Genomic DNA, 25,069 nt, shown 5'->3' on the forward strand with positions numbered 1-25,069 from the left:
CCGTATGCCGTATGGGTCGTGCAGAAAACATGGTGCTCCAGATGAGTAAATGCTGACTGCATGTTACCGGAATAGGTAAACTGATGGCGGACGAATAAGTATTTTTTGCATGGGGAATCATGTTTCCCCGCGCACTATTGCAACAGATAAAAACATAGAAAGAAAATTTATGCTAGCAACGGACTCCGCACTGGTGCTCTTTAGCGGTGGGCAAGATTCCACCACCTGCCTGGCCTGGGCCTTGAAGCACTATAGCCGCGTGGAAACCATCGGCTTTGATTACGGCCAGCGCCATGCGATCGAACTGACCGTGCGGCCCGGCGTACTGGAACAGATGCGCCAGCAGTCGCCCGAGTGGGACAGCCGCCTGGGCGAGGATCACATGATCGACCTGTCGCTCATTTCCGCCATTTCCGATACGGCCATGACGCAGAACGTCGAGATCGTCATGCAGGAAAACGGCTTGCCAAACACCTTTGTTCCTGGACGCAACTTGCTGTTCATGACCGTGGCCGCCACCGTGGCGTACCGCCGCGGCTTGACGGTGCTGGTGGGAGGCATGTGCGAGACGGATTTCTCCGGCTACCCGGATTGCCGCGACGACACGATGAAGGCCCTGCAAGTGGCCCTGAATCTGGGCATGAATACACGATTGAAGCTGGAAACGCCGCTGATGTGGCTGGACAAGGCGCAAAGCTGGGACCTGGCGGAAGACCTGGGCGGCCAGCCGCTGGTCGACCTGATCCGTAGCGGTACGCATACGTGCTACCTGGGCGAGCGTGGCGAGCTGCACGACTGGGGCTATGGCTGCGGCACCTGCCCCGCCTGCGCCCTGCGCGCGAATGGCTACCAGCAATACGCTGCGCGCAAGGCAGCAAAGTAAAAAACAGCTTGCGCCGTTTCTTCAAGCGGCGCGGCAGGGGGACACGCCATGCTGTGGTTTTTGCCACAGGAGCGTCTTGCCATGAAATCCCTCTTTGCCGCGCTGTACGGCCCCGTGTTCTGGGCCGGCTTCATCGGCGCCGCCAGTTGCCTGGTCGCGGTGTGCGACTATTCTCTCTGGGTCTTGCCGCCCTTGCTGCTGCTGGCCCTGCTCACTTCCTTTCTTGCCGAACGCTGTCTGCCGTATGACGGCGCGTGGAACCACGATCACGGCGATGGCTGGCGCGATACGCTGCATGCGTTCGTCAATGAAGCGCTATACCTGCTGGGCCTGGCGGCGTTTCCCTTGCTGGCCGGATACCTGGCGCTGGGAGACTTCTGGCCCGGCACCTGGCCGTTCTGGCTGCAATTGCTGCTGGCCATCCTTCTCGCCGACTGCGGCATCACGCTCGTGCATTACCTGAGCCACCGCTATTATTTTCTGTGGAAACTGCATGCCGTGCACCACAGCGTGACGCGCCTGTACGGTTTTAATGGCTGGATGAAACATCCGCTGCATTTGCTGCTGGAAGCGACGGGCGGCATGCTGCCCTTGCTGCTGCTGGGCATACCGGAAACTGTCATGGCCGTGCTGGCGTTTGCCGTGGCGATCCAGTTGCTGCTGCAGCACGCGAATGTCGACATGCGCATGGGGCCGCTGCGCCACGTGTTTGCCTGGGCGCCCCTGCACCGTTTTCACCACATGAAATACGGCACGGCCGGCGACGTGAATTTCGGCCTGTTCTTTACCTGCTGGGACCGCCTGCTGGGCACGCGTTTCGATGCCCCGGATTACCGCATGCGGGGCGAGGACCTGGGCATCGGCAGCCGTCCCGATTACCCGCCCGCATATGGGGCGCAACTGCTGGAACCGTTCCGCGCGGAAGAGGGCGTGCGCGCGCCCGAGTTGCCGGCCGGCTTGAAGCAGGCGCTCAAAGGCGTCATCAATCGAGCAGCTTGACGTTGAGCTGGCGCAAGCTGCGGTCGGCGCGCACGCCGAACAGGCTGCGCATGGTGCGCGAAAAATGCGCGGCATCGGCAAAGCCGGCGCCGTGGGCCGCGTCCGTCAAGGTGCTGCCGAGCAAGATGAAACGGATGGCCAGGCGCAAGCGGCGCCACAGCACCAGCCGCCGCACGGGCAGGCCCAGCTGGGCGCTGAACAGGCGTTCCAGCTGGCTCAGCGACAAATGCGCCGCCTCGGCCACGGTGGCCGCGCTGACCTTGCCCGACAGCAGCGCGTCGACCTTGTCCAGCGCCCGCCGCAGGCGGGGATCGGGCAAGTCTTCGCGTGGCTGGGCCTGCAGCGCGGCAGCCAGATTGTCCAGGCTGGGCACGCCTGCGCTGCCGGCCGCGGCCAGCAGGGTCGCGCCGCGCAGGCGCTGAGGTTCCGCATAGATGGTCAGCATGGGCGCCGGCGCGCTCAGGATGGCGTGCGGGCGCAGGCTATCGACCAGCAAGTGCCGCGCCGTGTGGACGATGCCGTCGAGCTCGGCCGTGAAAGGCTCCCCCGTGCTCAGCATCAGCTGGTGCGCATAATGGGCGTGGCTGTCCGTGGCGCCTGCTGCGCCATGCAAGATGGCAAAGTCCGGCGCCAGCCAAAGTGTTCCCTGCCAGCTATCCTGTTGCAAACGCGACTCCCAGGTGATGGATTGCGGGGCGATCATACCAGCCGGCGGGGATGGTTTTCATGGCATCGAATTTTCCTGGAGTACGTATCGTTGCATTGATGAAATATGTGATTTTTTTAATACAATATTCAGCATTGCATGGCCGCCCGCTGTAACGTACTATCATTCTCATCGACTACCGATGGTAGTCGTGCAGCCCGCTGCCAGCCATGTTGCTGGCCGTGTAGCGGTTTGATGTCCGTTCTGCTTGTCCACCTGTCATGCCTACACGTGCGTCTTCGTCGTGGTTTGCCTGGCCAGTATCGCACTGGGTGGGACCGCGCGCGTTGGCCGCGCTGGTGCTGGCGCTGTGCCTGGGATTGACGTACGGCGCCTGGCGCAATGCCGACGATGCCAGCGAGCAGCAGGTGCAGGCCGATTTCGATTTCCGCGTGCGCGAACTGGTGGGCAACATCGTCGGCCGCATGCAGACCTATATCCAGGTGCTGCACGGGGTGCAGGGACTGTATGCCAGTTCGCAGGAAGTCACGCGCCGCGAATTCCATGCCTACCTGGCGGTGCAGCAGGTGGACCGCCACTTTCCCGGCATCCATGGCATCGGCTACCTGCCGCTGTTGTCCGGCGGCGCCCTGGCGCGGCACGAGGCCGGCGTGCGCGCGGACGGCTATCCCGGCTATGCCGTGCGTCCGCACGGCCAGCGTGCCTGGCATGCGCCGATCACCTATCTGGAACCTTTGAGCGAGAGCAACCTGCTGGCCTTCGGCTACGACATCGGCTCCGAACCCGTGCGCCGCGCCGCGCTCGAACAGGCGCGCGACACGGGGCAAGCCGCCATGACGGGCAAGATCCACCTGGTGCAGGATGGCGGCAGCGCCCAGGCGCATGGCTTCCTCGTCGTGCTGCCCGTGTATGACAATGGCTTGCCGCATGCCAGCGTGGAGCAGCGCCGCGCCGCCTTGCGCGCCTGGGTGTTTGCGCCATTTCGCATGGGCGACCTGATGGCGGGCGTGGGCGGCGAGAGCGCGCGCCAGCTGGACCTGGAAATCTATGACGGCGCGCAACTGGCCGAGGCGGCCCTGATGTATGACAGCTTGCCGGGCGCCTTGTCGTCTGCCGCCTCGGACAGCCTGGTTTCGCAGCAAGCGATCAGCATCGCCGGCCATGCCTGGACCTTGCGCGTGCGCGCCATGCCGGGCTTTGATGGCGAACTGCTGGCGCGGCCCCGCCTGGTGGCCTTGACCGGCGTGCTGGCCAGTATCGTGCTGGCGCTGGCCGCCTGGCTGCTGGCGGCGGGCCGCGCCCGCGCCCAGGCGGCGCTGGCGCGTTCGAGCGAGCTGACCGGCCAGCTGGAGCAGGGGCAGGCGAGCGTGCTGGCGATGGCCGAGGCGGCGCAGCGCAGCCAGGCCATGCTGCGCAGCATCCTCGATTCGACCATCGACGGCATTCTGGTCGACAATACCGAGGGACGCATCTTCACGTCGAACCGGCGTTTTCGCGACTTGTGGCAAGTGCCCGACGCGCTCGACTGGCAAGCCGATGGCGCGGCGCTGGTACGCCATGTGGAAAGCCAGCTGGAGCAGGCGGCGCCTTTCCTCGGAGCACGCGTCCATGCGCCGCATGGCCACCGCGAACGGCGCGACGTGCTGCACCTGCGCGATGGACGGGTGGTCGAGCAATATGTGCGCAGCATGCAACTGGGCAATGAGCAGGCGCGTTTGTGGACCTTCCGCGATATCAGCGAGCGCAGCCAGATGGAGCGGCGCGAACATACGCGGCGGCAAGTGCTGGAAATGCTGGCCACGGGCGCGCCGCTGGAACGGGTGCTGGAAAGCGTGGTGCTGAGCGTGCAAGCCGACCATCCCGCCATGCTGTGCAGCATCTTGCTGCTCGATGAAAGCCGCCACCGCCTGGTGCTGGGAGCGGCGCCGGGCTTGCCCGCGTTTTTCAACCTGTCCAGCCATGGCCATGACCTCGACACCCTGCAGGGCGTGCATGGCATCGCCGCGCAAGCCGTGCGCGATGGTCAGCGCGTGATCGTCGGTGACTTGCATGCGGATGCGCAGGAGACGATGGAACTGGCGTGGCAGGCCCAGCTGCAATCGTGCTGGGCCGAGCCCGTGCGTGGCGGCTCGGGCAAGCTGCTAGGCGTGCTGATGGCGTATCACCGCCATCCGACCTTGCCGGGCGCGGCCCATCTGGCGCGGCTGAGCGAGGCGGCGCACCTGGCCGGCATGGCCATCGAACAGGCGCAGGTGGCGCTGGCCCTGCGCGCGGGCGAAGCGCGTTTCCGCAGTCTGTACGACCATGCGCCCGTGGCCCTGTGGGAACAGGACTGGTCGGCCGTGCGCGCCGCGCTCGATGCTCTCGAGCTAGCCGGCGTGCACGACCTGGGCGCCCACTTCCAGGCCAATCCGGATGCGCTGCGGCAACTGGCGGGGCTGGTGCGCATCATCGATGCGAACGGCGCCGCGCTGGCGCAGGTGCGCGCCAACGAGGATGACCAGCGCCGCGGCGCGCTGGGCCTGGCGCAGAATTTCGACGACAGCGCCTTGCCGCGCTTTGGCGATGCGCTGCTGGCGCTGGCTGGCGGCGCCCACCTGTTCGAGTGCGAAAGCAGCTTCGTGCGTCTCGATGGCGCGGCGCGGCAAAATGAATTGAGCTTGCTGGTGATGCCCGGCCATGCGGACAGCCTCGATTTCGTCATGGTGTCCTCGCTCGATATCACCGAGCGTAAACGCATGAACGCGGAACTGTTGCAACTGGCCACTACGGATTTTTTAACCGGTTTGCCGAACCGGCGCCACTTCATGGCGTCGCTGGAAAACGAGCACGCCCGCTTGCAGCGCGAACTGGCCAGCTGCGCCAGCGTGCTGATGCTCGACATCGATCACTTCAAGCGCGTCAACGACGAGTATGGCCATGCCGTGGGCGATACGGTGCTGCGCCACCTGGGCGCGCTGATGTGCCAGGCGCTGCGCAAGGTCGACGTGCCGGGCCGCGTGGGTGGCGAGGAATTCGCCATCTTGCTGCCCGGCACGGATTTGAGCGCCGCCGCCGTGTTTGCCGAACGGTTGCGCCGGCGCGTGGCGGAAAGTTCGCTGACCATCGATGGTGGCATTGTGATCAGCATCACGGTGAGCATCGGCATGGCCGCCATGGCCGGTACCGATGCTGATTGCGAAGCCGTGCTGGCGCGTGCCGACGAGGCGCTGTATCGGGCCAAGCGTGGCGGGCGCAACCGCATCGAACAGAATGACGGCGGCAGCGACGGCGTGCTCAGCAAGTTCATGGCGCAGTGATTACAGGCTGTGCTGACGCGCTTGCGCCTGCTTGCGGTTGCGGCTGACGATCAGCCAGACGATGGCGACGGGAATCAGCAACGGCAGCAGCACGGGCGTGCTCAAGGCCAGCGCCAGCACCACGCACAGGGCCACGACGGCGATCAGCACCACGCCGACTCCCGCCAGGACCACGCCCGTGATGATGGCGGCGCACACCACCGCAATGGCGGCGATCAGCAAGCCACCGCCGGCAAACACCAGGCCGAACAGCCACTCCAGCGGCCCGTCGACATCGTCGCCGTGGAACTGCATGTGCATGTCGCTGCCGCTGATCTTGTCGAGGAACAGGCAGGCAAGCATGACGATGAGGACGAAGGTGAGCAATTTTTTCATGGTAAGCCTCAGTGTGTGGGTGATGGGGTGTTGCATGGTCACACTGTAGGGGCGCGCCCGGCTGGCCGCCAGTGGCGTGCGACAGGCCGTCATTTTCACGGTATGGAAGGCGCTGGGGACAGAAAAACGCTGATCTGGAACAAGATTTCTTTTCTTGTAATGTGCGCAAGCCGTCCTATACTGAACACCTCAGTCTCGCAAGGAGGGCAACATGCTTTTGTTTGCAGATACCGGGGATCAATCGCTATCCCTTTCCCACCATCGAAGCACGCGCCAGCGTAGCGCCAGGCAGTCCTGCGCCGAGCCCGTCGGCGCGCCATCGGCGATACCGCCGATCATCATCAACCCCTTCAATTACCATGCGCCGCTGCCGGCCATCGACCCGCGCTGGGTGCCGCCCGGTCCACCGCTGACCTGGCCCAACCGGCCTGCCATGTCCATGTGCTGATGCGTGGTCGTTGCAAGACATGCCTCGCCTGGTAGTGACAAAAGCCCGCAGTGCGGGCTTTTGTCGGTGCATGCCTGGAATCAGGATGGTTTGCGGCGCAGCATGAAGCCCAGCAAGCCCAGGCCGGCCAGCAACATGGCATAGGTTTCCGGTTCGGGCACGGCGGCGATGAAGGCGTGGTTATCGCTTTCAAATGCATCCTGGCCTGTCGAGTGGAAGGCGATCGTGGTAAATGTTGCCCCTTCGCCCGCCCACGCGTTCACATACAGGCCCACCGATTGATCACCATTGGCGCTGACACTGCCCAAGGTGGCGATTTGCGATCCCGTCAAGGTGACCGTGCTTTGATCTCCCATGGTGAAGACGACGCTGTTATACGCGTCTGGCGAACCCATGTAGAAACCAAAATAGCTCAATCCGCCACCGAAGGTAGCGACGCCAGGGGTGATCTGGCCATTCGTCACGCCGACGGAATAGAAGGCCGTCAGATCGTTCGGTGGCTGCGCGGCATAGCTTGGGTGATCGCTGGTAAAGACGTTACCCGTGTAATTGCCGGGTACGAGGCCATCATTGAAATCGATGGTGGTGGCGCCCGCGACCGACGTGACCAGCCCCTCGCCTGCCAGTACCGTACCGCCGGTAGTGAAGGTGGGAATTGCGCTGGCGCTGCCTGCGGCGACGGCGAGCGTGGCGCAGGCCAGAGTGGACAGGATTTTCATGTTGATTCCCTCGAATGTATTGGTGTACACAGCTATTTTTATCAGGAACGACGAAAGTGCCCGGCGTGGCGAGGCAGTGCGGCGCGCGGGGACGAGGGGCGTCGCAGGAGAAAAGAGTTTCTGGAGGCCAAGCATTACTACATGCAATATTTAAATACAAAAAACACAATTCAGATTGCAAAATAATAATAGGTTTACTTGAGAAATATCAAAGCGCGATTGCTAGAGTAAAGCTACTACATTGATAGCTTGTCTTCTTGCCGGGATCGACTATGGTGGGCCGCGCCTTACCTTGCGGCAAGGCGGCACGGGCGGGCGTTTTCGACTATCATGCTAGCCCCGACCTTCCATCACGAGCACCGCCATGAGTACCGATATCCCCGACTTTTCCGACGAAGCAGCCGAGCAGGACAACGACGCCCCGATCCAGGAGCCGCGCCTGTGGGTAGGCAATGGCTGGACGGCGCGCGTGATCAAGAACGAGGAAGATGAAGGCTGGGCCGTGGCCATGATCAAGGATGGCGAACCGGAGCCGGCCCTCGTGGGTCCGTGGACCATGGGCCGCGACAAGAAAAACCCGAAGCCGCTCGACGTCAACGCGTTCAATACCTTGGTCAAGACGGCGTCGGAAGTGCTGCGTCGCCATGAGCAGCAGCTGCATGCGCAATTGCACAAGAACCTGTTTGTCGCCACGGACGAGGGGCAAGTCAAGGTGATGTTCGACATCGTCCCCGACGAAGACCACCCGTATGCGGAACTGAGTGCCTACGACGCCGACGGCGAACAGATCGCCAAGGTGCGTACCTCGGCCGCGTTCAAGTTCAACGCCACGTCCGCAGCGAACTGGATCGAGGGCGGCTACCGCCGCCCGTAGTCCGGCACCGCCGCTACATCTGCACCGCTGCGCCTTCGCGTGAGGCGGACATTTCCACCTCCTCTTGCCGGCGGTACGCCAGCCGGTACAGCAGCGGCAGCACCAGCAAGGTCAATGCCGTCGACGACAAAATGCCGCCGATCACCACGGTGGCCAGCGGGCGCTGTACTTCGGCGCCCGTGCCCGTGGCAATGGCCATCGGCACGAAACCCAGCGAGGCCACCAGCGCCGTCATCAGCACGGGCCGCAAGCGCGTGATCGCCCCTTCCCGTATCGCCTCCTGCAAGGGCATGCCCTGTTCGCGCAGCTGGCGGATGTAGGCGATCATCACCAGGCCGTTCAGCACGGCCACGCCGGACAGGGCGATGAAGCCGACCGCGGCCGAGATCGACATGGGGATATCGCGCAGCCACAGGGCGACGATGCCGCCCGTCAAGGCGAACGGGATGCCGCTGAACACGAGCAAGCCATCCTTCACGTTGCCGAACATGGCAAACAGCAAGACGAAGACGAGGGCCAGCGCCACGGGCACCACCAGCTGCAGGCGTTTCGTGGCCGACTGCAACTGTTCGAACTGGCCGCCCCAGCTGGTCCAGTAGCCGGCCGGGATGGCCACCTGCGATTGCAGCTGTTGCGTGGCGTCGGCCACAAACGAGCCGATATCGCGTCCGCGCACGTTGGCGCTGATGACGATGCGGCGCTTGCCGTCTTCGCGGCTGATCTGGTTCGGCCCCGGCGCCACTTGCAGGCTGGCCACTTCACCGAGCGGGATGAAGCGGGCACGGCCTTCCGTCGCCGCGCCCAGGGGCAGGGCGATGGGCAGGCGCTTTAATTGCTCCAGGTCGCTGCGCAGGCTGTCGGGCAGCCGCACGACGATGTCGAAGCGGCGGTCGCCCTGGAACAGGGTGCCTGCCTCTTGCCCGCCGATGGCCGTGGCAATCGCCGCTTGCACGTCGGCAATGTTGAGACCGTATCTCGCCGTCTGCTCGCGGTCGATCTGCACCGTCAGCATGGGCAGCCCCGTCGTCTGCTCGACTTTCACCTCTGTTGCGCCAGGAATCTTGCCCAGCACACCGGCGATCTTCGCCGCCGTCCCGTCGAGCACGGCCATGTCGTCGCCGAACAGTTTCACTGCCACGTCGCTGCGCACGCCGGAAATCAGTTCATTGAAGCGCAGCTGGATCGGCTGCGAAAACTCGTAGTTATTGCCAGGCAAGCTGGTGGCCGTCGCTTCGATTTCCGCCAGCAATTGCTCGCGCGATTTTCCCGGTTCCGGCCACTGATCGCGGGGCTTGAGCATGATGTAGCCGTCGGAAATATTCGGCGGCATGGGGTCCGAGGCGATCTCGGCCGTTCCCGTGCGGGCGAAGACGCGCGCGATTTCCTTGTGGTTTGCCATCAGCTTGCTTTCCAACTGTTGCTGCATGGCCAGCGATTGGCTCAGGCTGGTGCCGGGGATGCGCAGGGCCTGGATGGCGATGTCGCCCTCGTTCAGGCTGGGCACGAACTCGCTGCCCATGCGCGTGGCTAGCAAGCCCGACAGCACGACGGCCACCGCCGCGCCCGTCAGCACGACGGGCGTGTTGCGCATCACCTTGTCCAGCAGCGGCGCATACCAGCGCTTGGCGGCGCGCATGATGGCGTTTTCCTTCTCCGCCACCTTGTCGCCGATAAACAGCGCCACGGCGGCGGGGATGAAGGTGATCGACAGCAGCATGGCGCCCAGCAGGGCGATGACGACCGTCAGGGCCATCGGCGTAAACATGCGGCCTTCCACGCCCGTCAGCGCAAAGATGGGCAGGTACACGACCATGATGATCAGCTGACCATACAGCAAGGGGCGGCGCGCCTCTTGCGATGCCGCAAACACTTCGTGAAAACGTTCCTGCAAGGTCAAGGGCCGTCCCAGTTTTTGCTGGGCATGGGCCAGGCGGCGCACGCAGTTTTCCACGATCACCACGGCGCCATCGATGATGATGCCGAAATCGAGCGCCCCAAGACTCATCAGATTGGCGCTCACATGGTATTGCACCATGCCCGTAAACGTGAACAGCATGGCCAGCGGAATCACCATGGCCGTGATGACGGCCGCGCGGATATTGCCGAGGAACAGGAACAGGATGGCGATCACCAATACGGCGCCTTCGAGCAGGTTTTTCTTCACCGTATTGATCGCCTTGTCGACCAATACCGTGCGGTCATACACGGTGACGGCGTGCACGCCTTTCGGCAGGCTGCGGTTGATTTCCACCATCTTTTTGTCGACGGCTTGCGAGACGGCGCGGCTGTTCTGTCCGATCAGCATGAAGACGGTGCCGAGCACCACTTCGCGGCCGTTTTCCGTGGCCGCGCCCGTGCGCAATTCGCGCCCCAGCACCACGTCGGCCACGTCGCGGATGCGGATGGCCACGCCCTGCACATTGGCGACGACGATGTTGGCGATGTCGCTCTTTGAGGCCACCTGGCCCGGCGCGCGTATCAGCAATTGCTCGCCCTGCCGTTCGATGTAGCCGGCGCCCACGTTGCTGTTGTTGCGCTCGAGCGCCGTCACCACGTCTTGCAGGCTGATGCCGTAGGCGGCCAGTTTTTCCGGGTAGGGCGCCACCTGGTATTGCTTGGCGTAGCCGCCGATGGCATTGATTTCCGTCACGCCCGTGACATTGCGCAACTGCGGCTTGATGATCCAGTCCTGGATTTCGCGCAAGTCCGTCGGCGTGTACGGCGTGCCGTCCGGCTTTTTCGCGCCCGCCTGCGTTTCCACCGTCCACAGGTAGATTTCGCCGAGGCCCGTGGAGACGGGCCCCATCTTCGGCGTGATGCCGGCCGGCAGACTTTCCCTTGCTTCCTGCAAGCGCTCGTTGATCATCTGGCGCGCAAAATAGATGTCCGTGCCATCCTTGAAAATCACGGTCACTTGCGACAGGCCGTAGCGCGACAGCGAGCGCGTCTGCTCCAGGTTGGGCAAGCCGGCCATGGCCGTCTCGATGGGGAAAGTGACCCTCTGCTCGGTTTCCAGCGGCGAATAGCCGGCGGACTGGGTATTGATTTGCACCTGCACATTGGTGATGTCGGGCACGGCGTCGATGGGCAGCTTTTGATAGCTGTAGATGCCCAGGCCAGCCATGGCGGCCACGGCCAGCATCACCAGCCAGCGCTGGTCGATGGCGAAGCGGATCAAGCGTTCAAACATGATGGTTTCCTTTAGTTTGACGTGATCAGTGTTCGTGGCCGGCGGAATCTTTGCCCAGCTCGGACTTCAGGACAAAACTGCCTTGCGCCGCATACGGCGTGCCAGCGGCCAGGCCCTGCTTGATATGCGTCAATGTGCCATCGCTGCGGCCCGGCACCACGGGCGTGGCCTGGTAGCCATCTTTGACCTGCACGAAGACGACGGGCTTGTCTTCCACCGTCTGGATGGCCGTGCTGTGCACGGTGACGGGCGCGTCCGCTTCGCCGGACACCACTTCCACCGTGACGAACAGGCCCGGGCGCCACGCCATGTCGGGGTTCAGCAAGCTGATGCGTGCCTTGGCCGTGCGCGTCTGTTCGCCCAGCAAGGCGCCCACATAGGTGATCGTGCCTTGCGCGCTGGCATCAAAAGCGCTGGCTTTGACTTCCGCCTTGCCTCCCATGCGCACGGTGGCCAGGTCTTTCGCCGGCACGGCGATTTCCGCCCACACGGTCGACAGGTCGGAAATGACGAAGATGTTCGCGTCTTCCTTGACGGCTTCGCCCAGGGTGATGTGTTTTTCCAGCACCATGCCGTCGAACGGCGCGCGGATGTCGTAGCGGTTCAGCGGCCCTTTGCTGGTACTCGTGGCGCCCAGCGCGCTGAGCTTTTGCTGCGCGTTCTGCACGGCGATTTCCGCTTCGCGCCACGCCTGCTGCGCCTGCAGATAATCCTGTTCGGCCGAAATTTTCTCGCGCCACAGTTTTTCTTCGCGCTCATACGTGGAACGGGCCAAAGATAGCCGCCGCTGCGCCGACAGCAGCTCGCTGCGCTGTTCCGACAGTTCCGTGCTGGCGATGACGGCCAGCACTTGCCCCTTTTTCACCAATTGGCCCAGGTCCGCGTGCACGGCTTCCACCACGCCGGCCAGACGCGGCACGACGTGGGCCGTGCGGTCTTCATTGAAACGGATTTCGCCGGGCAGGGCGACCGTCGTCTTGATGCGACCGGGCGCGGCCGTAGCGATGACGACGCCGGCGGCCTTGCTTTGCGCGGCGCTCAATTCCAGCTTGCCTTCCACTTCTTCGTGGCCATGTTCGTCTTTCTTTTCAGCATGTGCTTCCGCCTTGACGGCAGGGACCAAAGGGGCGCTGGATTTGCCCGTGCCGAGGATGAGGATGGCCAGCACGATGCCGGCGGCGGCGATGGACGCGATGGCGATCGTCTGTTTTTTGTCGAGTTTGATATTCATGGTCGGGGATTCCTTACAGGGAAGCTGGTGCGCCCAGCAGGCGCTCGATGTCGGCGGCGGCCTGGTGTGCTTCGGTGAGGGCGCGCAAGTATTGGTTTTTGGCTTGCAGCAAGGTGCGCTGGGCATCGAGCACGTCGAGGAAGGCGAACTTGCCGAACTCGAAACCCTTGCTGGCCGTGTCGTAGGCGCTTTGTGCGCCAGGCAAGATGTCCTGGCGCAAGCTTTCCACGTCGAGCCGGGCCGTGGCCAGCCGTTCGATGGCGGCGGCCACGTCCGTTTGCACGGCGATGCGGGCGGCGGCCAGCTCGTCGCTGGCCTTGTCGCTGCGGCGCAAGGCATCGAGCTTGTTGCCCGCATTGCGGTCGAACACAGGCAGCGGCAGGGCCAGGCCGATGATGGCCTGGTTGCGGCCCAGTTCTTCCGAGCGCTTCATGCCGATGCTGACCGTGACGTCGGGCGTGGCGCGCCGCTGTTCCACGTCCAGCATGGCTTGCCGCTGGGCCAGCGCGCTCTGCGCCTGTCGCACGGCCGGGGCTTGCCCCAGGCGCGCTGCCAGTTCGCTTGCCTGGGGCAGCTCTGGCAAAGTTTCCAGGCGTCCCTCGGCGATACTGAAGCGTGGCGTGGCGTTGCCCCACTGGGCGGCCAGGCGCTTGCGGGCACTGGCCAGGGTGCTGCGGGCCAGGTTCAGCTCCAGCCGCACGCTCGCTTCGGCGACACGGGCGCGGGTTTCCTCGACGGGCGAGGCCTTGCCGGCCGTCACGCGGCGCGCCGTGATGTCGCTGGCGCGCGCGGCCAGTGCCTGTGCGCTGTCGGCCAGGCGCAAGCCTTCCTGCGCCGCCAGCACGTCGACAAAGGCGGACGTGACGGTCGCGCGCGTGTCGGCTTGCTGCAGGGACAGGCCCGCTTGCGCCAGGTCTGCGCCGCGCTGGGCGACGGCGGCGCGCGCCCCGCGCTTGCCGCCCAGTTCGATCAACTGGTTCAGCTGCACGGTGGTGCTGCGCGTGGCGCGCCGCGTGTCTTCCAGCACGGTTTGCAATTCCGGATTGGGCAGGGCGCGTGCCTGTTGCAACGCGCCGCCTTGCGCCGCCAGCTCATGGCGGGCGGCCGACAGGGTGGCGTTGCCGCCTTCGGCCAGCAGCAGCGCGGCGGGCAAGGTCAGGGGGCCGGCAGGCTCCTGTGGCGCTTGCGCATGGGCAAAGTTGCCGGCCAGCAGGCCAGCGGAGAGCAATAACAGATAGATGGAACGGTGCATCGAATTCTCCAAGGTATGGAAAAAGAATTCGACGGGACGCGCAGGCTGGCGCCTGGCTTACAGCGAAAAGTGATTGAAACGTCCCGTCGGCCTAGGTGGCCGACGACCAGTCAGGGCGCTTGGGAGCGTCCGGGATGTGGGAAGCGTAAAAGAAGGGGGAGGTGTCCGCGTTCACGGACGCCATGTCACCGATGGGTAGGCTGGAGCCGGCCGGCAGCCATGCATGGCCGATGCCGTGGCAGACGTTGCAATCGCTGTGCGGCTGGCCTTTTTTCTGCTGGTCAGCTACCTTTTTGTCACCGGCGGGTTGCTTGTCCGCATCTGCCTCGGCCTTGTGCTGGTGGCTGTGGTGGCCCAGGTGCTGCGCCGCCTTGCCTTCCTCGTGCAGGCAATACGCGCTCGCCGCGGCCCAGGACATCTGGAGCGGAAGCACGAACAGCAGCAAAATGAGGAAGAATCGTCGCATGGTGACGGCTATTGTACAGAAAGAAGCGCTTAACGTGGCTGGGCGCGCCACGCCTTCAGCTGCGCGGCGATGGCCTTGCCCTGGAACAGCTGCGGCTCGGAATGCTCTTCCGCCTCCATGCCGCCTTCGCGGAAATCGGCTGCCTCGCGCGCCTGCACCAGCCCCCTGGCCTGGTCGAACGCTTCGGCAAAGCCGGTGCTCTTGGGCAAGGCTTCCTTGAAATACGCTTCGCTGAAATACGTAAAATCGTTCTGGTCGTCGCAGCCGAACGAGGTGCGGTCGCTGCGCGCGGCCGTGATGATGAGGGTGTTGTCATCTTTCAATGGCGCAATGAAGCCGCCCGCATAGCAGGCCGAGATCACGATGACTTTCCAGCGGATGCCGCTGTGCTTGAGCATGGACGCCAGCTCTTGCGCGGGCAGGCTGTGCAGGTCCATGCCGTTTTGCGCCAGCGCCAGTTCGTGCTCGGGCGAGCCGTGGCTGGTGAGGAATAAAAACAGGATGTCGTTGGCCTTGTCCATTTTCGCGCCCAGCGCGTCGAGGCTGGCTGCGATACTGGTGCGCGTGGCCATCGGCTGCTGCGCCACCGTGTTGCGGCTGTTGACCAGCATCAAGGAGCGGCCCACGGTACCGTAATCGCGGTCGAACTGGCGCTGCACGAAGGCCGTTTCGCGGTGAAACACTTCCTGCGCGCCATCGCCGGCCACGCCCAGCAGATACAGATTGATTTTCTTCGCCGCATCGCGCGGCGCGATCCTGGCCAGGGCGCTGTCGAGCAGGGCGCGCTGGTTATACAGGGCCAGCTCTATATTGTCGCGCGTGAGCTTGTCCAAGGCCGGGTCGTCCAGCTGGCCTTCCGTCCAGTTGCCGCTGTCTTCGCGCCGGCCGTCTGCCTGCGCCACGGCATAGCGCAGCACGCCCTTGCCGTCGAACTGGCCATTCTTGAAGCCGCCCCGGTATTCGTCGCCGTCGGCCGTGCGCAGCACGCCTACACCCTCGAATTTCCAGTCTTTCAGCTCGCCTTCGTAGTGGATGCCATCGCTGGTGGTGACCCTGGCCTTGCCCTGCACCTGGCCCTGGACGAATTCGCCTTCGAAGACGGTGCCGTCCGTGTCGGTCAGCTTGCCGGCGCCGTGCGGGCGCCAGTGCTTGAAATGGCCTTCGAAGGTGGCGCCATCGGCGCCCTGGAAGCGGCCTTGTCCCTCGAAGCTGCCCTTGACGAAGCTGCCCGTGTAAATTTCGCCCTTGGGCGAGGTGTAGCGGCCGAGGCCATCGAAGGCGCCCTGGCGGAACGCGCCCGTGTATTCGACGCCGGACGCCTGTCGCAGCTTGCCCTGGCCGGAAAACACGCCGCGCGCAAAACCTCCTTCGTAGAACGCGCCGCTCGCGTATTCGAGCCGGCCCTGGCCATGCATCTTGCCCGCGACGAGGGGGCCGAAATAGCGTCCGCCATCGGCCGTTTCCGCCGCCGGCGCCTTGGCTGGCGCGGCGCACAGCGGCGGCATGCCCAGCGCGGCAAAGGCCAGCAGGCCGGCGAGGGTGTAGGGGCGAAGCGAGGCGCGTAGCGTGGCAGTCATGAGGACGGTCTGGTCTGTAGGAAGGGGCCTAGTCTGCCACTGTATTGCCAGCATGGCAAATGCGCGCGTGGCGTGTGTTGCTCTGCCTCAAGGCAAGATTCTGCGTTTTATGCCGTGCCAAGGCTGGGCTGAACTGATAATATTGATTTTCAGAACATATACTTGCACAAGGTACATAGTCACCCATGGAAAGCCGTCTCAGCCGCCTGGAAGCCGTTCAAACCGTGTTGCTGGAAATCGGGCAACGCTCGAGCACCTGCAGCGATATCAGCGAATTCCTGCAGGCGGTGCATGCGGCGCTGGGACGCATCATGTATGCGGCCAACTTTTACGTGGCGCTCAGCGACCACGACGATGGCCTCGTGCGCTTTCCCTACTTTGTCGACGAATTCGACGCCGCGCCCGATCCGGACGAGGGCGTGCGCCTGGCCAGCGCCGCGCAGTCGCCCACGGCGTGGGTCATCGTCAACCGCAAGCAGCTGGTGATGACGGCCGACGACGACGCCATGCGCGCCATCGGCGGCGGCGCCTGGGGCGGCGGCACGGCGGCCGAGCACTGGATCGGCTGCCCGCTGCTGGACCAGCAGCACCAGGTGCTGGGCGCCATCGTCATCCAGAGCTATGACGCGCAGCACCGCTTCAGCCTGGAAGACCAGGCCCTATTCGCGCTGATCGCCACGCATGTATCGAGCGCGCTGCAAGGCATGCAAAGCATGGACCGCCTGGAAAAGGCGGTGCAGGAGCGCACGGCCCTGCTGGCGCACGAGGTGGCCGAGCGGCGCCGCGCGGAAAACCTGCAGCATGCGCTGTATGAAATCGCCAACCTGTCGGCGCAGGCAGCCGATGCGACGACCTTGTACGCGCGCCTGCACGCCATCATCAGCGAGCTGGTGACGGCAAAGAATTTCCTCATCGCCCTGTACCACCCGGACAACAAGGACATCACGATCCCGTATTTTGTCGACGAGAAGGATGCGCAGGCGCCCGTAAAACGCTTTCATTACGGCATCGGCATGAGTTCGTATGTGCTGGCGCGGCGCCAGGCTTGCTTGCTCGATGCCAGCAGCTATGCGGCGCTGGTGGCCAGCGGCGAGATGGACGAGCCGCTGGGCAATACCAGCATCGCCAGCTGGATGGGCGCACCCATGCTGCTGGGCAAGCGGAAATATGGCGTGATCATCGTGCAAAGCTACGACGAATCCGTCGTGTATGGCCAGGCGGAACTGGACGTGCTGGCCTTCATGGCCAGCCACGTGGCCGTGGCGATGGCCCGCATCCAGGCCGACAGCGCCATGCGCCAGGCCAAGGAAGCGCTGGAAGAGCAGAACGCGGCCCTGAACAGCGCCCTGAGCGCCTTGCAGGAAGCGCAGTCGGAACTGGTGCGCCAGGAAAAACTGGCGTCCCTGGGGCGCCTGGTGGCGGGCGTGGCGCATGAAATCAATACGCCGCTGGGCATTTGCGTGACGGCCACCAGCCACCTGGTGCAGGAATTGAAACTCACGCGCGAAGACCTGGAGGGCGGCCAGCTCGATGAGGACGGCTTGCGGCAATTCTTCGACATCATCGACCAGACCCTGCGCATCATGACGACGAATACGCAGCGCGCAGCGGCGCTGGTGCGCAGCTTCAAGCAGGTGGCCGTGGATCAGTCTTCGGACGAATTGCGCAGCTTTAACTTGCGCAAATACCTCGATGAAATCCTGTTGTCCTTGCAGCCCAAGCTGAAGGGCAAGCCGATCAAGGTGGAGATCGACTGTGCGCCCGAGGTGCAGCTGCGCAGCTATCCGGGCGCCGTCTCGCAGATCGTCACAAACATGGTGGTCAATTCACTGGTGCACGGCTTTGCCGAAGGCGAGCCGGGCAAGATCAAGATTTCAGCCAGGATGGCCGGCGAGATGCTGGAACTCGACTACAGCGACGACGGCATGGGCATGGACAGCGCGACCCTGGGCCAGCTGTTTGACCCCTTCTTCACGACCAAGCGCGGTTCCGGCGGCAGCGGACTCGGTGCGCATATCCTGTACAACCTGGTGACGGGACCGCTGGGAGGGACGGTGAAGGTGGTTAGTGCGGCGGGGATGGGGTTGCATTACAAGATACGCTTCCCTCTGGAGCCACGTAGGTCGGATTAGGCCGCAGGCCGTAGTCCGACGCAGGCGGCCAAAAATGGCGGGCCGGAGACGCGAGCCTGAGAAAATGCCGATGGCGGCGTTGCAGCTCCTTGCCGTACATGCGTACTGTCTGCGTCGCTGCGCCTTGCCCTCGACATTTTTCAGGCCCGCTTGGCCCGGAACGCCCATGTTGGGGGCTTGGGCCGAAGCGTGTTTTGCCGGTGTGCGTATCGCTCGGGGGGCACTTAATCCGGAAAACGCTGATTCAACGCAAGCGCTTCATCGAGGTTCGCAATCAACAACTCCACATACTGCGGGTCGAGGTGGCTGCCGCTCACTTCGCGCAGGTAGCTGACCACGCGCTCCAGGGGCCAGGCATCCTTGTAGCAGCGTTTGTGCATGAGGGCGTCGAAGACGTCGGCCACGGCGGCGATGCGTGCGTATTTGTGGATGTTTTCGCCGACCAGGCCTTGCGGGTAGCCGCTGCCGTCGTATTTTTCATGGTGCTGGTGGGCAATCACGGCAGCCGCCTTCAAGAGCGGACGCTGCGAGCCGTCGAGGATGGACATGCCCACCGTCGGATGCTGTTTCATGATTTCCCATTCGGCCGCATCGAGCTTGCCCGGTTTCAGCAGCACGGCGTCGGGCGTGGAAATCTTGCCGATGTCATGCATGGGCGCCGCGTGGCGCAGCACCATGGTTTCCTCTTCCGACATGCCGGACGCCTGCGCCAGCAGCTGGCACACTTCGGCCATGCGGCGCACGTGGTTGCCGCCTTCGTGCGAGCGCGATTCGACCACGTCACCCAGGCGCAGGATCAGCTCGGCCTGGGTATCGGTGATTTCCTGCGTTAGCAGGATATTGTCGAAGGCGATGGCCACGCCGGAACAGAATACTTCCAGCAACTGCGCGTCGAGGTCGGAAATCTCTTCCACGCCTTTGAGTACCAGCAAGGACGCCTTGCCGCTGCTGTTCGGGAAATAGCCGACATAGGTGTCGCCGTGCAGGCGCGAGATCTTGTTGCTCTTGGCGTCGTCCAGTTGCGACAGCAGGGAAGGGCTGAGGATGCCGTCGTCCGTGTCGCCGATCTGCGCGAGGATTTCATAATCCTGTTCGCCCGAGATGGCGCTGGCGCCGCGCAGGCGCAGCAACATGCTCGTTTCCAGGCGCAGCAGGGCGACGACTTGCTGCAGCAGGCCGCTGGCGAAGTCGCGCAGGTTGCGCTGCTTGAAAATGTGCGCCGAGGCGGCGATGACTCTTTCCAGTCCCTCGCGGTAATGGAGCTGGGCCTGGCGTGCCTCTTCCACCTTCATGATGTCGCGGTAGGCGCGCAGGGCGGCAAAGGTGGTGGTGAACAGCTTGGTGCGGTCCAGTTCCGTCTTTTCCTTGTAGTCGTTGATGTCGTAGTTGACGATCACCCGCTCTTCCGGCGCCTGTCCCGGCTGTCCCGTGCGCAGCACGATGCGCGTAAACTGGTTGCCCAGGTCTTCGCGCATCCAGCGTGCCACTTCCAGGCCGCTGTCTTCGCGCTCCATCACCACGTCGAGAAACACCAGCGCGATGCCTTCTTCGCGCGCCAGCACCTGCTTGGCCTCGGCGCCGCTGTAGGCATGCACGAAACTCAGGGCGCGGCCCTCGAGGCGAAAACGGCTCAGCGTCAGTTTGGTGATGTCGTGGATGTCGGGTTCATCGTCGACGAGCAGGACTTTCCAGGGAGGTAACTTGGGCGAGGCTGAAGACAAAAATGACATAAGGGCGAGTTCCGCTAAAAGGCATAACTGACGCAATGCTGAGACGCCTGCGCCAGGCTTGCCTGTGCGCCACTACTGGCGTTGCGCGTTTTTCGGGCGCATTTTATCGATTGTAGACTGACAGCCAAGTATTAACAACAAGCAAGAATAATTGACTAAATTCATGCAACATGCATATCAAAAAAGCACTTTAAATCCACGCTGGCGACACTATCTATACTTTATCGCTTAGGCAACTATATTTTCAAGACAATACTTTGTTTTAATTAATATTGCCAATGAATCTGTAAAAAAAGTCTGTGGCCTGAGCCCTGTTCGTTACGCGGTGCAAGAAAAGTAACAATGTATTAGTTTCCCTTTAGAATGAAACTCATCGCGCTATAGTAAGACGTAAAAAGTGGCCGGAGTGCCATCCACATTCTTGAAAGGACTCATCATGAAAACGAAAACGACGCGTACCTTCATTGCTGGTCTTGCCTTGCTGGCGAGCACTGCCGCCTGGGCGGGCACGGAAGTTCATTTCACCAAGCCGGAACAATTTTCGGACGTGTCTTTCGATCAGACGGAGCGTGACAAAGTGCTCAAGGACTTGACGGCGCATTTCGAGAAACTGGGAGAGTCGCTCAAGCCTGGCCTGACCCTGAAGATCGATGTGACGGATCTGGACATGGCTGGCCGTGAAAATACCTCCATGCGCTCCACGCAGGATTTCCGCGTGATGACCGGTCAGGCCGATTGGCCGCGCATGCGCTTGCATTATGTGCTGGAGCAGGATGGCAAGGTCATCGGCAGTGCGGATGCGGCCCTGTCCGATATGTCCTATCTGACGCGCATCAATCGCTATGCGAGCGGCGACAAGCTGCGCTACGAGAAGAAGATGATCGATGACTGGTTCTCGGACACGTTTGGCACGCAAGTGAAGCGTCCGGTACGCAAATGATCTTGCCGCCGGGCGCAGTGCCGGGCTAATTAACGTAAATAGTCAACGCAAGTAGTCAACGCAAGTAAGCCTGTTCGATGCGCGCCAGCTGGCCGCTCTGCCGCAGGGCCAGCAGGGCGGCATTCATTTGCGCGACGAAATCAGCCTTGTAGGCCGGCGTGTTGCGCGCGCTGTAGGCGATATAGGTGGCTTCGGACGACAGTTCCAGCACTTCGTACAATTGAAAGCCGTAACTGGCCAGTTCGCCGCCCAGCTGGCGCGCCGTGTGGCGTGCCGCGCCGCGGTCGCTGGCGTAGCAATCGATGCGCCGCAAGGCCAGTTTTTTCAGATTGGCTTCATTGCCCTTGGCCGCTTCCAGGCGCAGCAGTCCTTCGCGGGCCGGCACCATCAATTTTTCTGAGAGCAGAAAACCCGTGTTGACGCCGATGGTCAGGCCTGCAAAGTCGGCGGGAAACCGCGTGCGCGGCGTGCGCATGACGGCCTCATGGCAAAACAGCACCACCGATTCGCGGTACAGCATGGCCGAATACGGTTGCACGTACGGCCTTTCCGTCTTGCGTCCGGGTGGAAACAGGCCGAAAACCTGGCCCTTTTCCAGCGCATCGAGGCCCCGCTTCCAGGGGCGCGGCTGTAGTTCCAGGCGGTAATCGGGCATCGCGCTGGCCGCCTGGCGCAGGATATCGATATACATGCCCTTGAAGACGCCGTTTTCCACGTAGCTGTACGGTGCATAGTCGTCGTCGCCGTACAGGATGACGGTTTGCGGCGCGGCATGGCCGATGCCGGGTGACGCCATCGCGCAGGCGGCCAGCAGGCAGGCGCCGGCGCGGCGCAGGTTAATTTTGCATATCATCCTGACAAGCATACAGGATGATGAGCAGAATGTACCGCGCCTCAGTCGATCCAGTTCACCTGCGGAAACTTGCTGCCAAAATCTTCCGGCATGGGCACGACCTGGCTGCGCTTGTAGTTGAAGAAGACAAAGCCGGACTTGGCCATGGCGATCAGGGTGCTGTCGCGCGGGCGGGTAATGCGGAAGGTGATGTCGCCGCCATACTTGTTGAAATCCATGACGCCCACTTCGAACAACAGCTGGTCGCGCGCATGGGCTTCGGCGCGGTAGGTGGTGGCCAGGTCGGTGACGATGATGCCGGTGCCGTCCGCTTCGATGTCGCGCACGCCATATTCGAACAGGAAGCGGGCGCGGGCTTCGGAAATCATGGAAATCATGGAATCATTGCCGAGATGGTTGCCGGCGTTGATGTCCGTCGTGCGTACCGTCAGTTGCGAGGAATAGCAGTACTGGTCTTCGGGAAATTCAAGTTTCAAACGGGCCATGGTGTTCTCTTGGGCTGGGGCGCAGGGCGCGGCGGAAATATCAATTCTAGCCGGTTCCCCGCGCCCCGTCGAAAAATGCCGCCCCAGGCGTGCGCCGCCATGACTGCTTGCGTACGCTTACCTGCGTACTATCCTGTACACCTTGCCCGTGCCGCTCAGCATGTACAGCTCGTTTTGCGCATCCTGGCCAAACGACAGGATGTTGCCCACGTTCGTGATGCCCCAGTCCGTTAAGGCCGAGGCCATCCCATTGCTGTAGCTGAAACTTTTCAGCCAGCCGCTGCAGTAGTCGGAATACAGGTAGTGCCCCGCCAGTTCCGGCAGGGCCGCGCCGCGGTAGACATAGCCGCCCGTGATCGAGCAGCCGCCGGCTGCATCGTGGCCGTATTCGATGGCGGGCAGGACCAGCCCCGCCTGGTTGCAACTGGCGCTGTTGTAGCAGTGCGTGCCTTCCATGATGTTCCAGCCATAGTTGTTGCCCGCCTGGCCCATGGGCCGCACGTCGACTTCTTCCCAGTTGGCCTGGCCCACATCGGCGATATACAGCAGCTGGGCCGGCACGTCGAAGGCGTAGCGCCATGGGTTGCGCAAGCCGTAGGCCCAGATTTCAGGGCGCCCGCCTGCCGTGGCAAATGGATTGCCGGGTGGAATGGCATACGGTTGGGCGACGCTGCTGGCGTTGACGTCCAGGCGCAGCAGTTTTCCCAGAAGCACGTTGGTGTTTTGCGCGTTGCCGGGCGGATCGCCCCCGCTGCCGCCGTCGCCCGTGCCCGCATACAGATAGCCGTCCGGTCCAAAGCTGAGCAAGCCGCCATAGTGGTTGCTGAACGTGGGATGGGGAATTGTCAGGATGCCCAGCGCGGACAGGGGATCGGCCATGTTGGCGTTGCCAGCTGACACTTGTCGCCGCTCGATGACGATATCGCCGGCCAGGTTGGTGTAATAAATGAAGAAATAGCCGTTGCTGGCGTATTGCGGATGGAAGGCCAGCGACAGCAAGCCCCGCTCGCCGCTGGTGGTGGTGAGCGTACTGATGTCGAGGAAGGGCGTGGCCAGCAGGTTGCCGTTCTGCACCACGCGGATGCGGCCGGCCCGTTCAATGATGAACAAACGGCTGTCGCCGGGCGGCGCCGTGAGGAAGATGGGGGCGTTCAAGCCGCTGGCCACCTCTTGCAGGGAGAGGGCCAGCGGCGCGTTGGCCGCATAGGTGACGCTGGCGCTGGCCGTCGCCCCCGCATTGACTTGCACCTGCTGCGTGACGGGCGTGGGCGTGCCTTGCGCCACGCTGGCGGCGCTGAGCGTGTAGGCGCCGGGCGCCAGGTCTGTCAAGGTGGTGCTCGCCGTCAGCGTCTTGCTGTACGTCGCAGGCCCGCTCACCGTGACGGCGCCCGCCACGCCGGCCGGCAAGCCGCCGATGGTGACTGTCAGGCTGCCGGTGCCGGCTGCAGGCGGATGGTGACCGCCGCCCCCGCCACACGATGCCAGCAGGCTCAGGCAGCACGCCAGCAGCAGGGCTGGCCAGATAGGGGAAAGCCGGGATAGGAAGTGGCGCATGTCAGTCTCCTGCTGGCTGCTCGGTATGGCGCTAGGTTTGCTGCAAGAATGCGCGTTTTTGGCGTCGGCACGATTGAGCTTGCGCAAGCGTACGCCTCGCATGGGTCACGCTTCCGTGCGCTGCTGCACGGTACGGCGGCATCGGACAAATGCGCCGCGTTTTCAGACAAGCGCAGGGCCAGTCGCACCGTCACGTCCGTTGCCGCCCGATAATGGCGCATCTGAAACCGAGCAGGAATGACACACATGAAAACCAAAGCCGCGATTGCCTGGAAAGCGGGTGCCCCGCTGACGATCGAAGAAGTCGACCTGGCCGGCCCGCGCGCCGGCGAAGTGCTGGTCGAGCTGAAAGCCACCGGGATTTGCCATACCGATTACTACACCCTGTCCGGCGCTGATCCGGAAGGCATCTTCCCCGCCATCCTCGGCCATGAAGGCGCCGGCGTCGTCGTCGACGTGGGGCCGGGCGTGATGACCCTGAAAAAGGACGACCACGTCATCCCCCTGTACACGCCGGAATGCCGCCAGTGCAAGTTCTGCCTGTCGCAAAAGACGAATCTGTGCCAGGCCATCCGTTCCACGCAGGGCCGCGGCCTGATGCCGGACGCCACCAGCCGCTTCTCGCTGAATGGCCAGCCGCTGTTCCACTACATGGGCACGTCCACCTTTTCGAACTACATCGTCGTGCCGGAAATCGCTCTCGCAAAAATCCGCTCCGACGCGCCGTTCGACAAGGTGTGCTACATCGGCTGCGGCGTGACGACGGGCGTGGGCGCCGTCCTGTTCTCGGCCAAGGTCGAGGCGGGCGCCAACGTGGCCGTTTTCGGTCTGGGCGGCATCGGCCTGAACGTGATTCAGGCTGCCAAAATGGTCGGCGCCGATAAAATCATCGGCATCGACATCAACCCGGCGCGCCAGGCTATCGCGCGCAAGTTCGGCATGACGCATTTTATTAATCCGAACGAAGTGGAAAACGTCGTCGATGCCATCGTGCAACTGACGGATGGCGGTGCCGACTACAGTTTCGAATGCGTGGGCAATACGACCCTGATGCGCCAGGCGCTCGAGTGCACGCACAAGGGCTGGGGCAAATCGTTCATCATCGGCGTGGCAGCGGCTGGCCAGGAAATTTCCACACGTCCATTCCAGCTGGTGACGGGACGCGAATGGCGCGGTTCGGCCTTCGGCGGCGCGCGCGGTCGCACGGACGTGCCGAAGATCGTCGACTGGTACATGGAAGGCAAGCTCAATATTGACGACCTGATCACGCATCGCCTGCCGCTCGAACGCATCAACGAAGGCTTCGACCTGATGAAGAGCGGCGAGTCGATCCGTTCCGTCGTGTTGTACTAATATTAACGGATGTACTCATTGCGCAACACTTGACGGACGGGG

The 25,069-nt window shown here is 63.2% G+C and carries 20 protein-coding genes; 8 read left to right on the plus strand and 12 right to left on the minus strand.

Annotated elements, in window-relative coordinates; all coding sequences use genetic code 11:
* Positions 1-169: 169 nt before the first annotated feature.
* Together queC and CSQ93_RS14025 are read left to right on the plus strand one after the other, a co-directional pair.
* Positions 170-883, plus strand: a complete 714-nt coding sequence (gene queC, locus CSQ93_RS14020) for a 7-cyano-7-deazaguanine synthase QueC (RefSeq protein ID WP_099378554.1) — start codon at positions 170-172, stop codon at positions 881-883.
* Positions 884-964: 81 nt separating this feature from the next.
* On the plus strand, positions 965-1,882 hold the full coding sequence (locus tag CSQ93_RS14025; RefSeq protein ID WP_099378555.1) for a sterol desaturase family protein: 918 nt from the start codon (positions 965-967) through the stop codon (positions 1,880-1,882).
* Here the strand turns inward: CSQ93_RS14025 and CSQ93_RS14030 are convergent.
* Positions 1,866-2,585: a helix-turn-helix domain-containing protein gene (locus CSQ93_RS14030; protein WP_099378556.1), complete on the minus strand. Its 720-nt coding sequence runs from the start codon at positions 2,583-2,585 to the stop codon at positions 1,866-1,868. The two genes, CSQ93_RS14025 and CSQ93_RS14030, sit on opposite strands and share 17 nt — an antisense overlap.
* Before the next feature lie 224 nt (positions 2,586-2,809).
* Here CSQ93_RS14030 and CSQ93_RS14035 point away from each other — a divergent pair, with 224 nt between their 5' ends.
* The gene (locus CSQ93_RS14035; protein WP_233516174.1) at positions 2,810-5,848 is read left to right on the plus strand and encodes a sensor domain-containing diguanylate cyclase; all 3,039 of its coding nucleotides are present in this window, start codon (positions 2,810-2,812) and stop codon (positions 5,846-5,848) included.
* Here the strand turns inward: CSQ93_RS14035 and CSQ93_RS14040 are convergent, their stop codons facing one another.
* The gene (locus tag CSQ93_RS14040; RefSeq protein ID WP_099378558.1) at positions 5,849-6,223 is read right to left on the minus strand and encodes a hypothetical protein; all 375 of its coding nucleotides are present in this window, start codon (positions 6,221-6,223) and stop codon (positions 5,849-5,851) included. It abuts the gene before it with no gap.
* Between the two features lie 211 nt (positions 6,224-6,434).
* Between CSQ93_RS14040 and CSQ93_RS28850 the strand changes: the two genes are divergently transcribed.
* Entirely contained in the window at positions 6,435-6,671 is a 237-nt protein-coding gene (locus CSQ93_RS28850; protein WP_158301226.1) for a hypothetical protein, read from the plus strand.
* Between the two features lie 80 nt (positions 6,672-6,751).
* Here CSQ93_RS28850 and CSQ93_RS14045 read toward each other — a convergent pair whose 3' ends face one another.
* The gene (locus tag CSQ93_RS14045; RefSeq protein WP_099378559.1) at positions 6,752-7,390 is read right to left on the minus strand and encodes an Npun_F0296 family exosortase-dependent surface protein; all 639 of its coding nucleotides are present in this window, start codon (positions 7,388-7,390) and stop codon (positions 6,752-6,754) included.
* A 364-nt stretch (positions 7,391-7,754) separates the two neighbouring features.
* On the opposite strand from CSQ93_RS14045, the gene CSQ93_RS14050 reads away from it, so the two are divergent.
* Positions 7,755-8,264: a hypothetical protein gene (locus CSQ93_RS14050; RefSeq protein ID WP_099378560.1), complete on the plus strand. Its 510-nt coding sequence runs from the start codon at positions 7,755-7,757 to the stop codon at positions 8,262-8,264.
* A gap of 13 nt (positions 8,265-8,277) precedes the next feature.
* Here the strand turns inward: CSQ93_RS14050 and CSQ93_RS14055 are convergent, their stop codons facing one another.
* From CSQ93_RS14055 to CSQ93_RS14075, 5 genes are all read right to left on the minus strand, one after another.
* Positions 8,278-11,454, minus strand: a complete 3,177-nt coding sequence (locus CSQ93_RS14055) for an efflux RND transporter permease subunit (RefSeq protein WP_099378561.1) — start codon at positions 11,452-11,454, stop codon at positions 8,278-8,280.
* 25 nt (positions 11,455-11,479) lie between these two features.
* Entirely contained in the window at positions 11,480-12,685 is a 1,206-nt protein-coding gene (locus tag CSQ93_RS14060) for an efflux RND transporter periplasmic adaptor subunit (RefSeq protein WP_099378562.1), read from the minus strand.
* Between the two features lie 13 nt (positions 12,686-12,698).
* Complete coding sequence (locus tag CSQ93_RS14065; RefSeq protein WP_158301227.1) at positions 12,699-13,937, minus strand: TolC family protein; 1,239 nt, start codon at positions 13,935-13,937, stop codon at positions 12,699-12,701.
* Between the two features lie 91 nt (positions 13,938-14,028).
* Complete coding sequence (gene czcI, locus CSQ93_RS14070) at positions 14,029-14,403, minus strand: cation efflux protein, CzcI family (RefSeq protein ID WP_099378563.1); 375 nt, start codon at positions 14,401-14,403, stop codon at positions 14,029-14,031.
* Between the two features lie 29 nt (positions 14,404-14,432).
* On the minus strand, positions 14,433-15,980 hold the full coding sequence (locus CSQ93_RS14075) for a C13 family peptidase (RefSeq protein ID WP_099378564.1): 1,548 nt from the start codon (positions 15,978-15,980) through the stop codon (positions 14,433-14,435).
* Between the two features lie 185 nt (positions 15,981-16,165).
* On the opposite strand from CSQ93_RS14075, the gene CSQ93_RS14080 reads away from it, so the two are divergent.
* Positions 16,166-18,112, plus strand: a complete 1,947-nt coding sequence (locus CSQ93_RS14080) for a GAF domain-containing sensor histidine kinase (protein WP_099378565.1) — start codon at positions 16,166-16,168, stop codon at positions 18,110-18,112.
* 224 nt (positions 18,113-18,336) lie between these two features.
* Here CSQ93_RS14080 and CSQ93_RS14085 read toward each other — a convergent pair whose 3' ends face one another.
* A complete protein-coding gene (locus CSQ93_RS14085) occupies positions 18,337-19,842 on the minus strand; it encodes a DUF3369 domain-containing protein (RefSeq protein ID WP_099378566.1) in 1,506 nt (501 codons plus the stop codon).
* 436 nt (positions 19,843-20,278) lie between these two features.
* Here CSQ93_RS14085 and CSQ93_RS14090 point away from each other — a divergent pair, with 436 nt between their 5' ends.
* A complete protein-coding gene (locus CSQ93_RS14090; RefSeq protein ID WP_099378567.1) occupies positions 20,279-20,782 on the plus strand; it encodes a DUF3016 domain-containing protein in 504 nt (167 codons plus the stop codon).
* A 55-nt stretch (positions 20,783-20,837) separates the two neighbouring features.
* Here the strand turns inward: CSQ93_RS14090 and CSQ93_RS14095 are convergent, their stop codons facing one another.
* From CSQ93_RS14095 to CSQ93_RS14105, 3 genes are all read right to left on the minus strand, one after another.
* Entirely contained in the window at positions 20,838-21,635 is a 798-nt protein-coding gene (locus CSQ93_RS14095) for a substrate-binding periplasmic protein (protein WP_158301228.1), read from the minus strand.
* Positions 21,636-21,676: 41 nt separating this feature from the next.
* Entirely contained in the window at positions 21,677-22,120 is a 444-nt protein-coding gene (locus tag CSQ93_RS14100; RefSeq protein WP_099378569.1) for a thioesterase family protein, read from the minus strand.
* Positions 22,121-22,237: 117 nt separating this feature from the next.
* Complete coding sequence (locus CSQ93_RS14105; protein WP_099378570.1) at positions 22,238-23,674, minus strand: PQQ-dependent sugar dehydrogenase; 1,437 nt, start codon at positions 23,672-23,674, stop codon at positions 22,238-22,240.
* A gap of 246 nt (positions 23,675-23,920) precedes the next feature.
* Between CSQ93_RS14105 and CSQ93_RS14110 the strand changes: the two genes are divergently transcribed.
* Positions 23,921-25,027, plus strand: a complete 1,107-nt coding sequence (locus CSQ93_RS14110; protein WP_099378571.1) for an S-(hydroxymethyl)glutathione dehydrogenase/class III alcohol dehydrogenase — start codon at positions 23,921-23,923, stop codon at positions 25,025-25,027.
* The last annotated feature ends 42 nt before the right edge of the window (positions 25,028-25,069 follow it).

Source organism: Janthinobacterium sp. BJB426 (genome assembly GCF_002735705.1).
Taxonomy (GTDB): Bacteria; Pseudomonadota; Gammaproteobacteria; order Burkholderiales; family Burkholderiaceae_D; genus Janthinobacterium.

What these genes read in the sequence shown, in the direction of transcription:
- queC (WP_099378554.1), top strand. Translation starts at nt 170, where the DNA reads ATGCTAGCAACGGACTCCGCACTGGTGCTCTTTAGCGGTGGGCAAGAT.
- CSQ93_RS14025 (WP_099378555.1), top strand. Translation starts at nt 965, where the DNA reads ATGAAATCCCTCTTTGCCGCGCTGTACGGCCCCGTGTTCTGGGCCGGC.
- CSQ93_RS14030 (WP_099378556.1), bottom strand. Translation starts at nt 2,585, where the DNA reads ATGATCGCCCCGCAATCCATCACCTGGGAGTCGCGTTTGCAACAGGAT.
- CSQ93_RS14035 (WP_233516174.1), top strand. Translation starts at nt 2,810, where the DNA reads ATGCCTACACGTGCGTCTTCGTCGTGGTTTGCCTGGCCAGTATCGCAC.
- CSQ93_RS14040 (WP_099378558.1), bottom strand. Translation starts at nt 6,223, where the DNA reads ATGAAAAAATTGCTCACCTTCGTCCTCATCGTCATGCTTGCCTGCCTG.
- CSQ93_RS28850 (WP_158301226.1), top strand. Translation starts at nt 6,435, where the DNA reads ATGCTTTTGTTTGCAGATACCGGGGATCAATCGCTATCCCTTTCCCAC.
- CSQ93_RS14045 (WP_099378559.1), bottom strand. Translation starts at nt 7,390, where the DNA reads ATGAAAATCCTGTCCACTCTGGCCTGCGCCACGCTCGCCGTCGCCGCA.
- CSQ93_RS14050 (WP_099378560.1), top strand. Translation starts at nt 7,755, where the DNA reads ATGAGTACCGATATCCCCGACTTTTCCGACGAAGCAGCCGAGCAGGAC.
- CSQ93_RS14055 (WP_099378561.1), bottom strand. Translation starts at nt 11,454, where the DNA reads ATGTTTGAACGCTTGATCCGCTTCGCCATCGACCAGCGCTGGCTGGTG.
- CSQ93_RS14060 (WP_099378562.1), bottom strand. Translation starts at nt 12,685, where the DNA reads ATGAATATCAAACTCGACAAAAAACAGACGATCGCCATCGCGTCCATC.
- CSQ93_RS14065 (WP_158301227.1), bottom strand. Translation starts at nt 13,937, where the DNA reads ATGCACCGTTCCATCTATCTGTTATTGCTCTCCGCTGGCCTGCTGGCC.
- czcI (WP_099378563.1), bottom strand. Translation starts at nt 14,403, where the DNA reads ATGCGACGATTCTTCCTCATTTTGCTGCTGTTCGTGCTTCCGCTCCAG.
- CSQ93_RS14075 (WP_099378564.1), bottom strand. Translation starts at nt 15,980, where the DNA reads ATGACTGCCACGCTACGCGCCTCGCTTCGCCCCTACACCCTCGCCGGC.
- CSQ93_RS14080 (WP_099378565.1), top strand. Translation starts at nt 16,166, where the DNA reads ATGGAAAGCCGTCTCAGCCGCCTGGAAGCCGTTCAAACCGTGTTGCTG.
- CSQ93_RS14085 (WP_099378566.1), bottom strand. Translation starts at nt 19,842, where the DNA reads ATGTCATTTTTGTCTTCAGCCTCGCCCAAGTTACCTCCCTGGAAAGTC.
- CSQ93_RS14090 (WP_099378567.1), top strand. Translation starts at nt 20,279, where the DNA reads ATGAAAACGAAAACGACGCGTACCTTCATTGCTGGTCTTGCCTTGCTG.
- CSQ93_RS14095 (WP_158301228.1), bottom strand. Translation starts at nt 21,635, where the DNA reads ATGATATGCAAAATTAACCTGCGCCGCGCCGGCGCCTGCCTGCTGGCC.
- CSQ93_RS14100 (WP_099378569.1), bottom strand. Translation starts at nt 22,120, where the DNA reads ATGGCCCGTTTGAAACTTGAATTTCCCGAAGACCAGTACTGCTATTCC.
- CSQ93_RS14105 (WP_099378570.1), bottom strand. Translation starts at nt 23,674, where the DNA reads ATGCGCCACTTCCTATCCCGGCTTTCCCCTATCTGGCCAGCCCTGCTG.
- CSQ93_RS14110 (WP_099378571.1), top strand. Translation starts at nt 23,921, where the DNA reads ATGAAAACCAAAGCCGCGATTGCCTGGAAAGCGGGTGCCCCGCTGACG.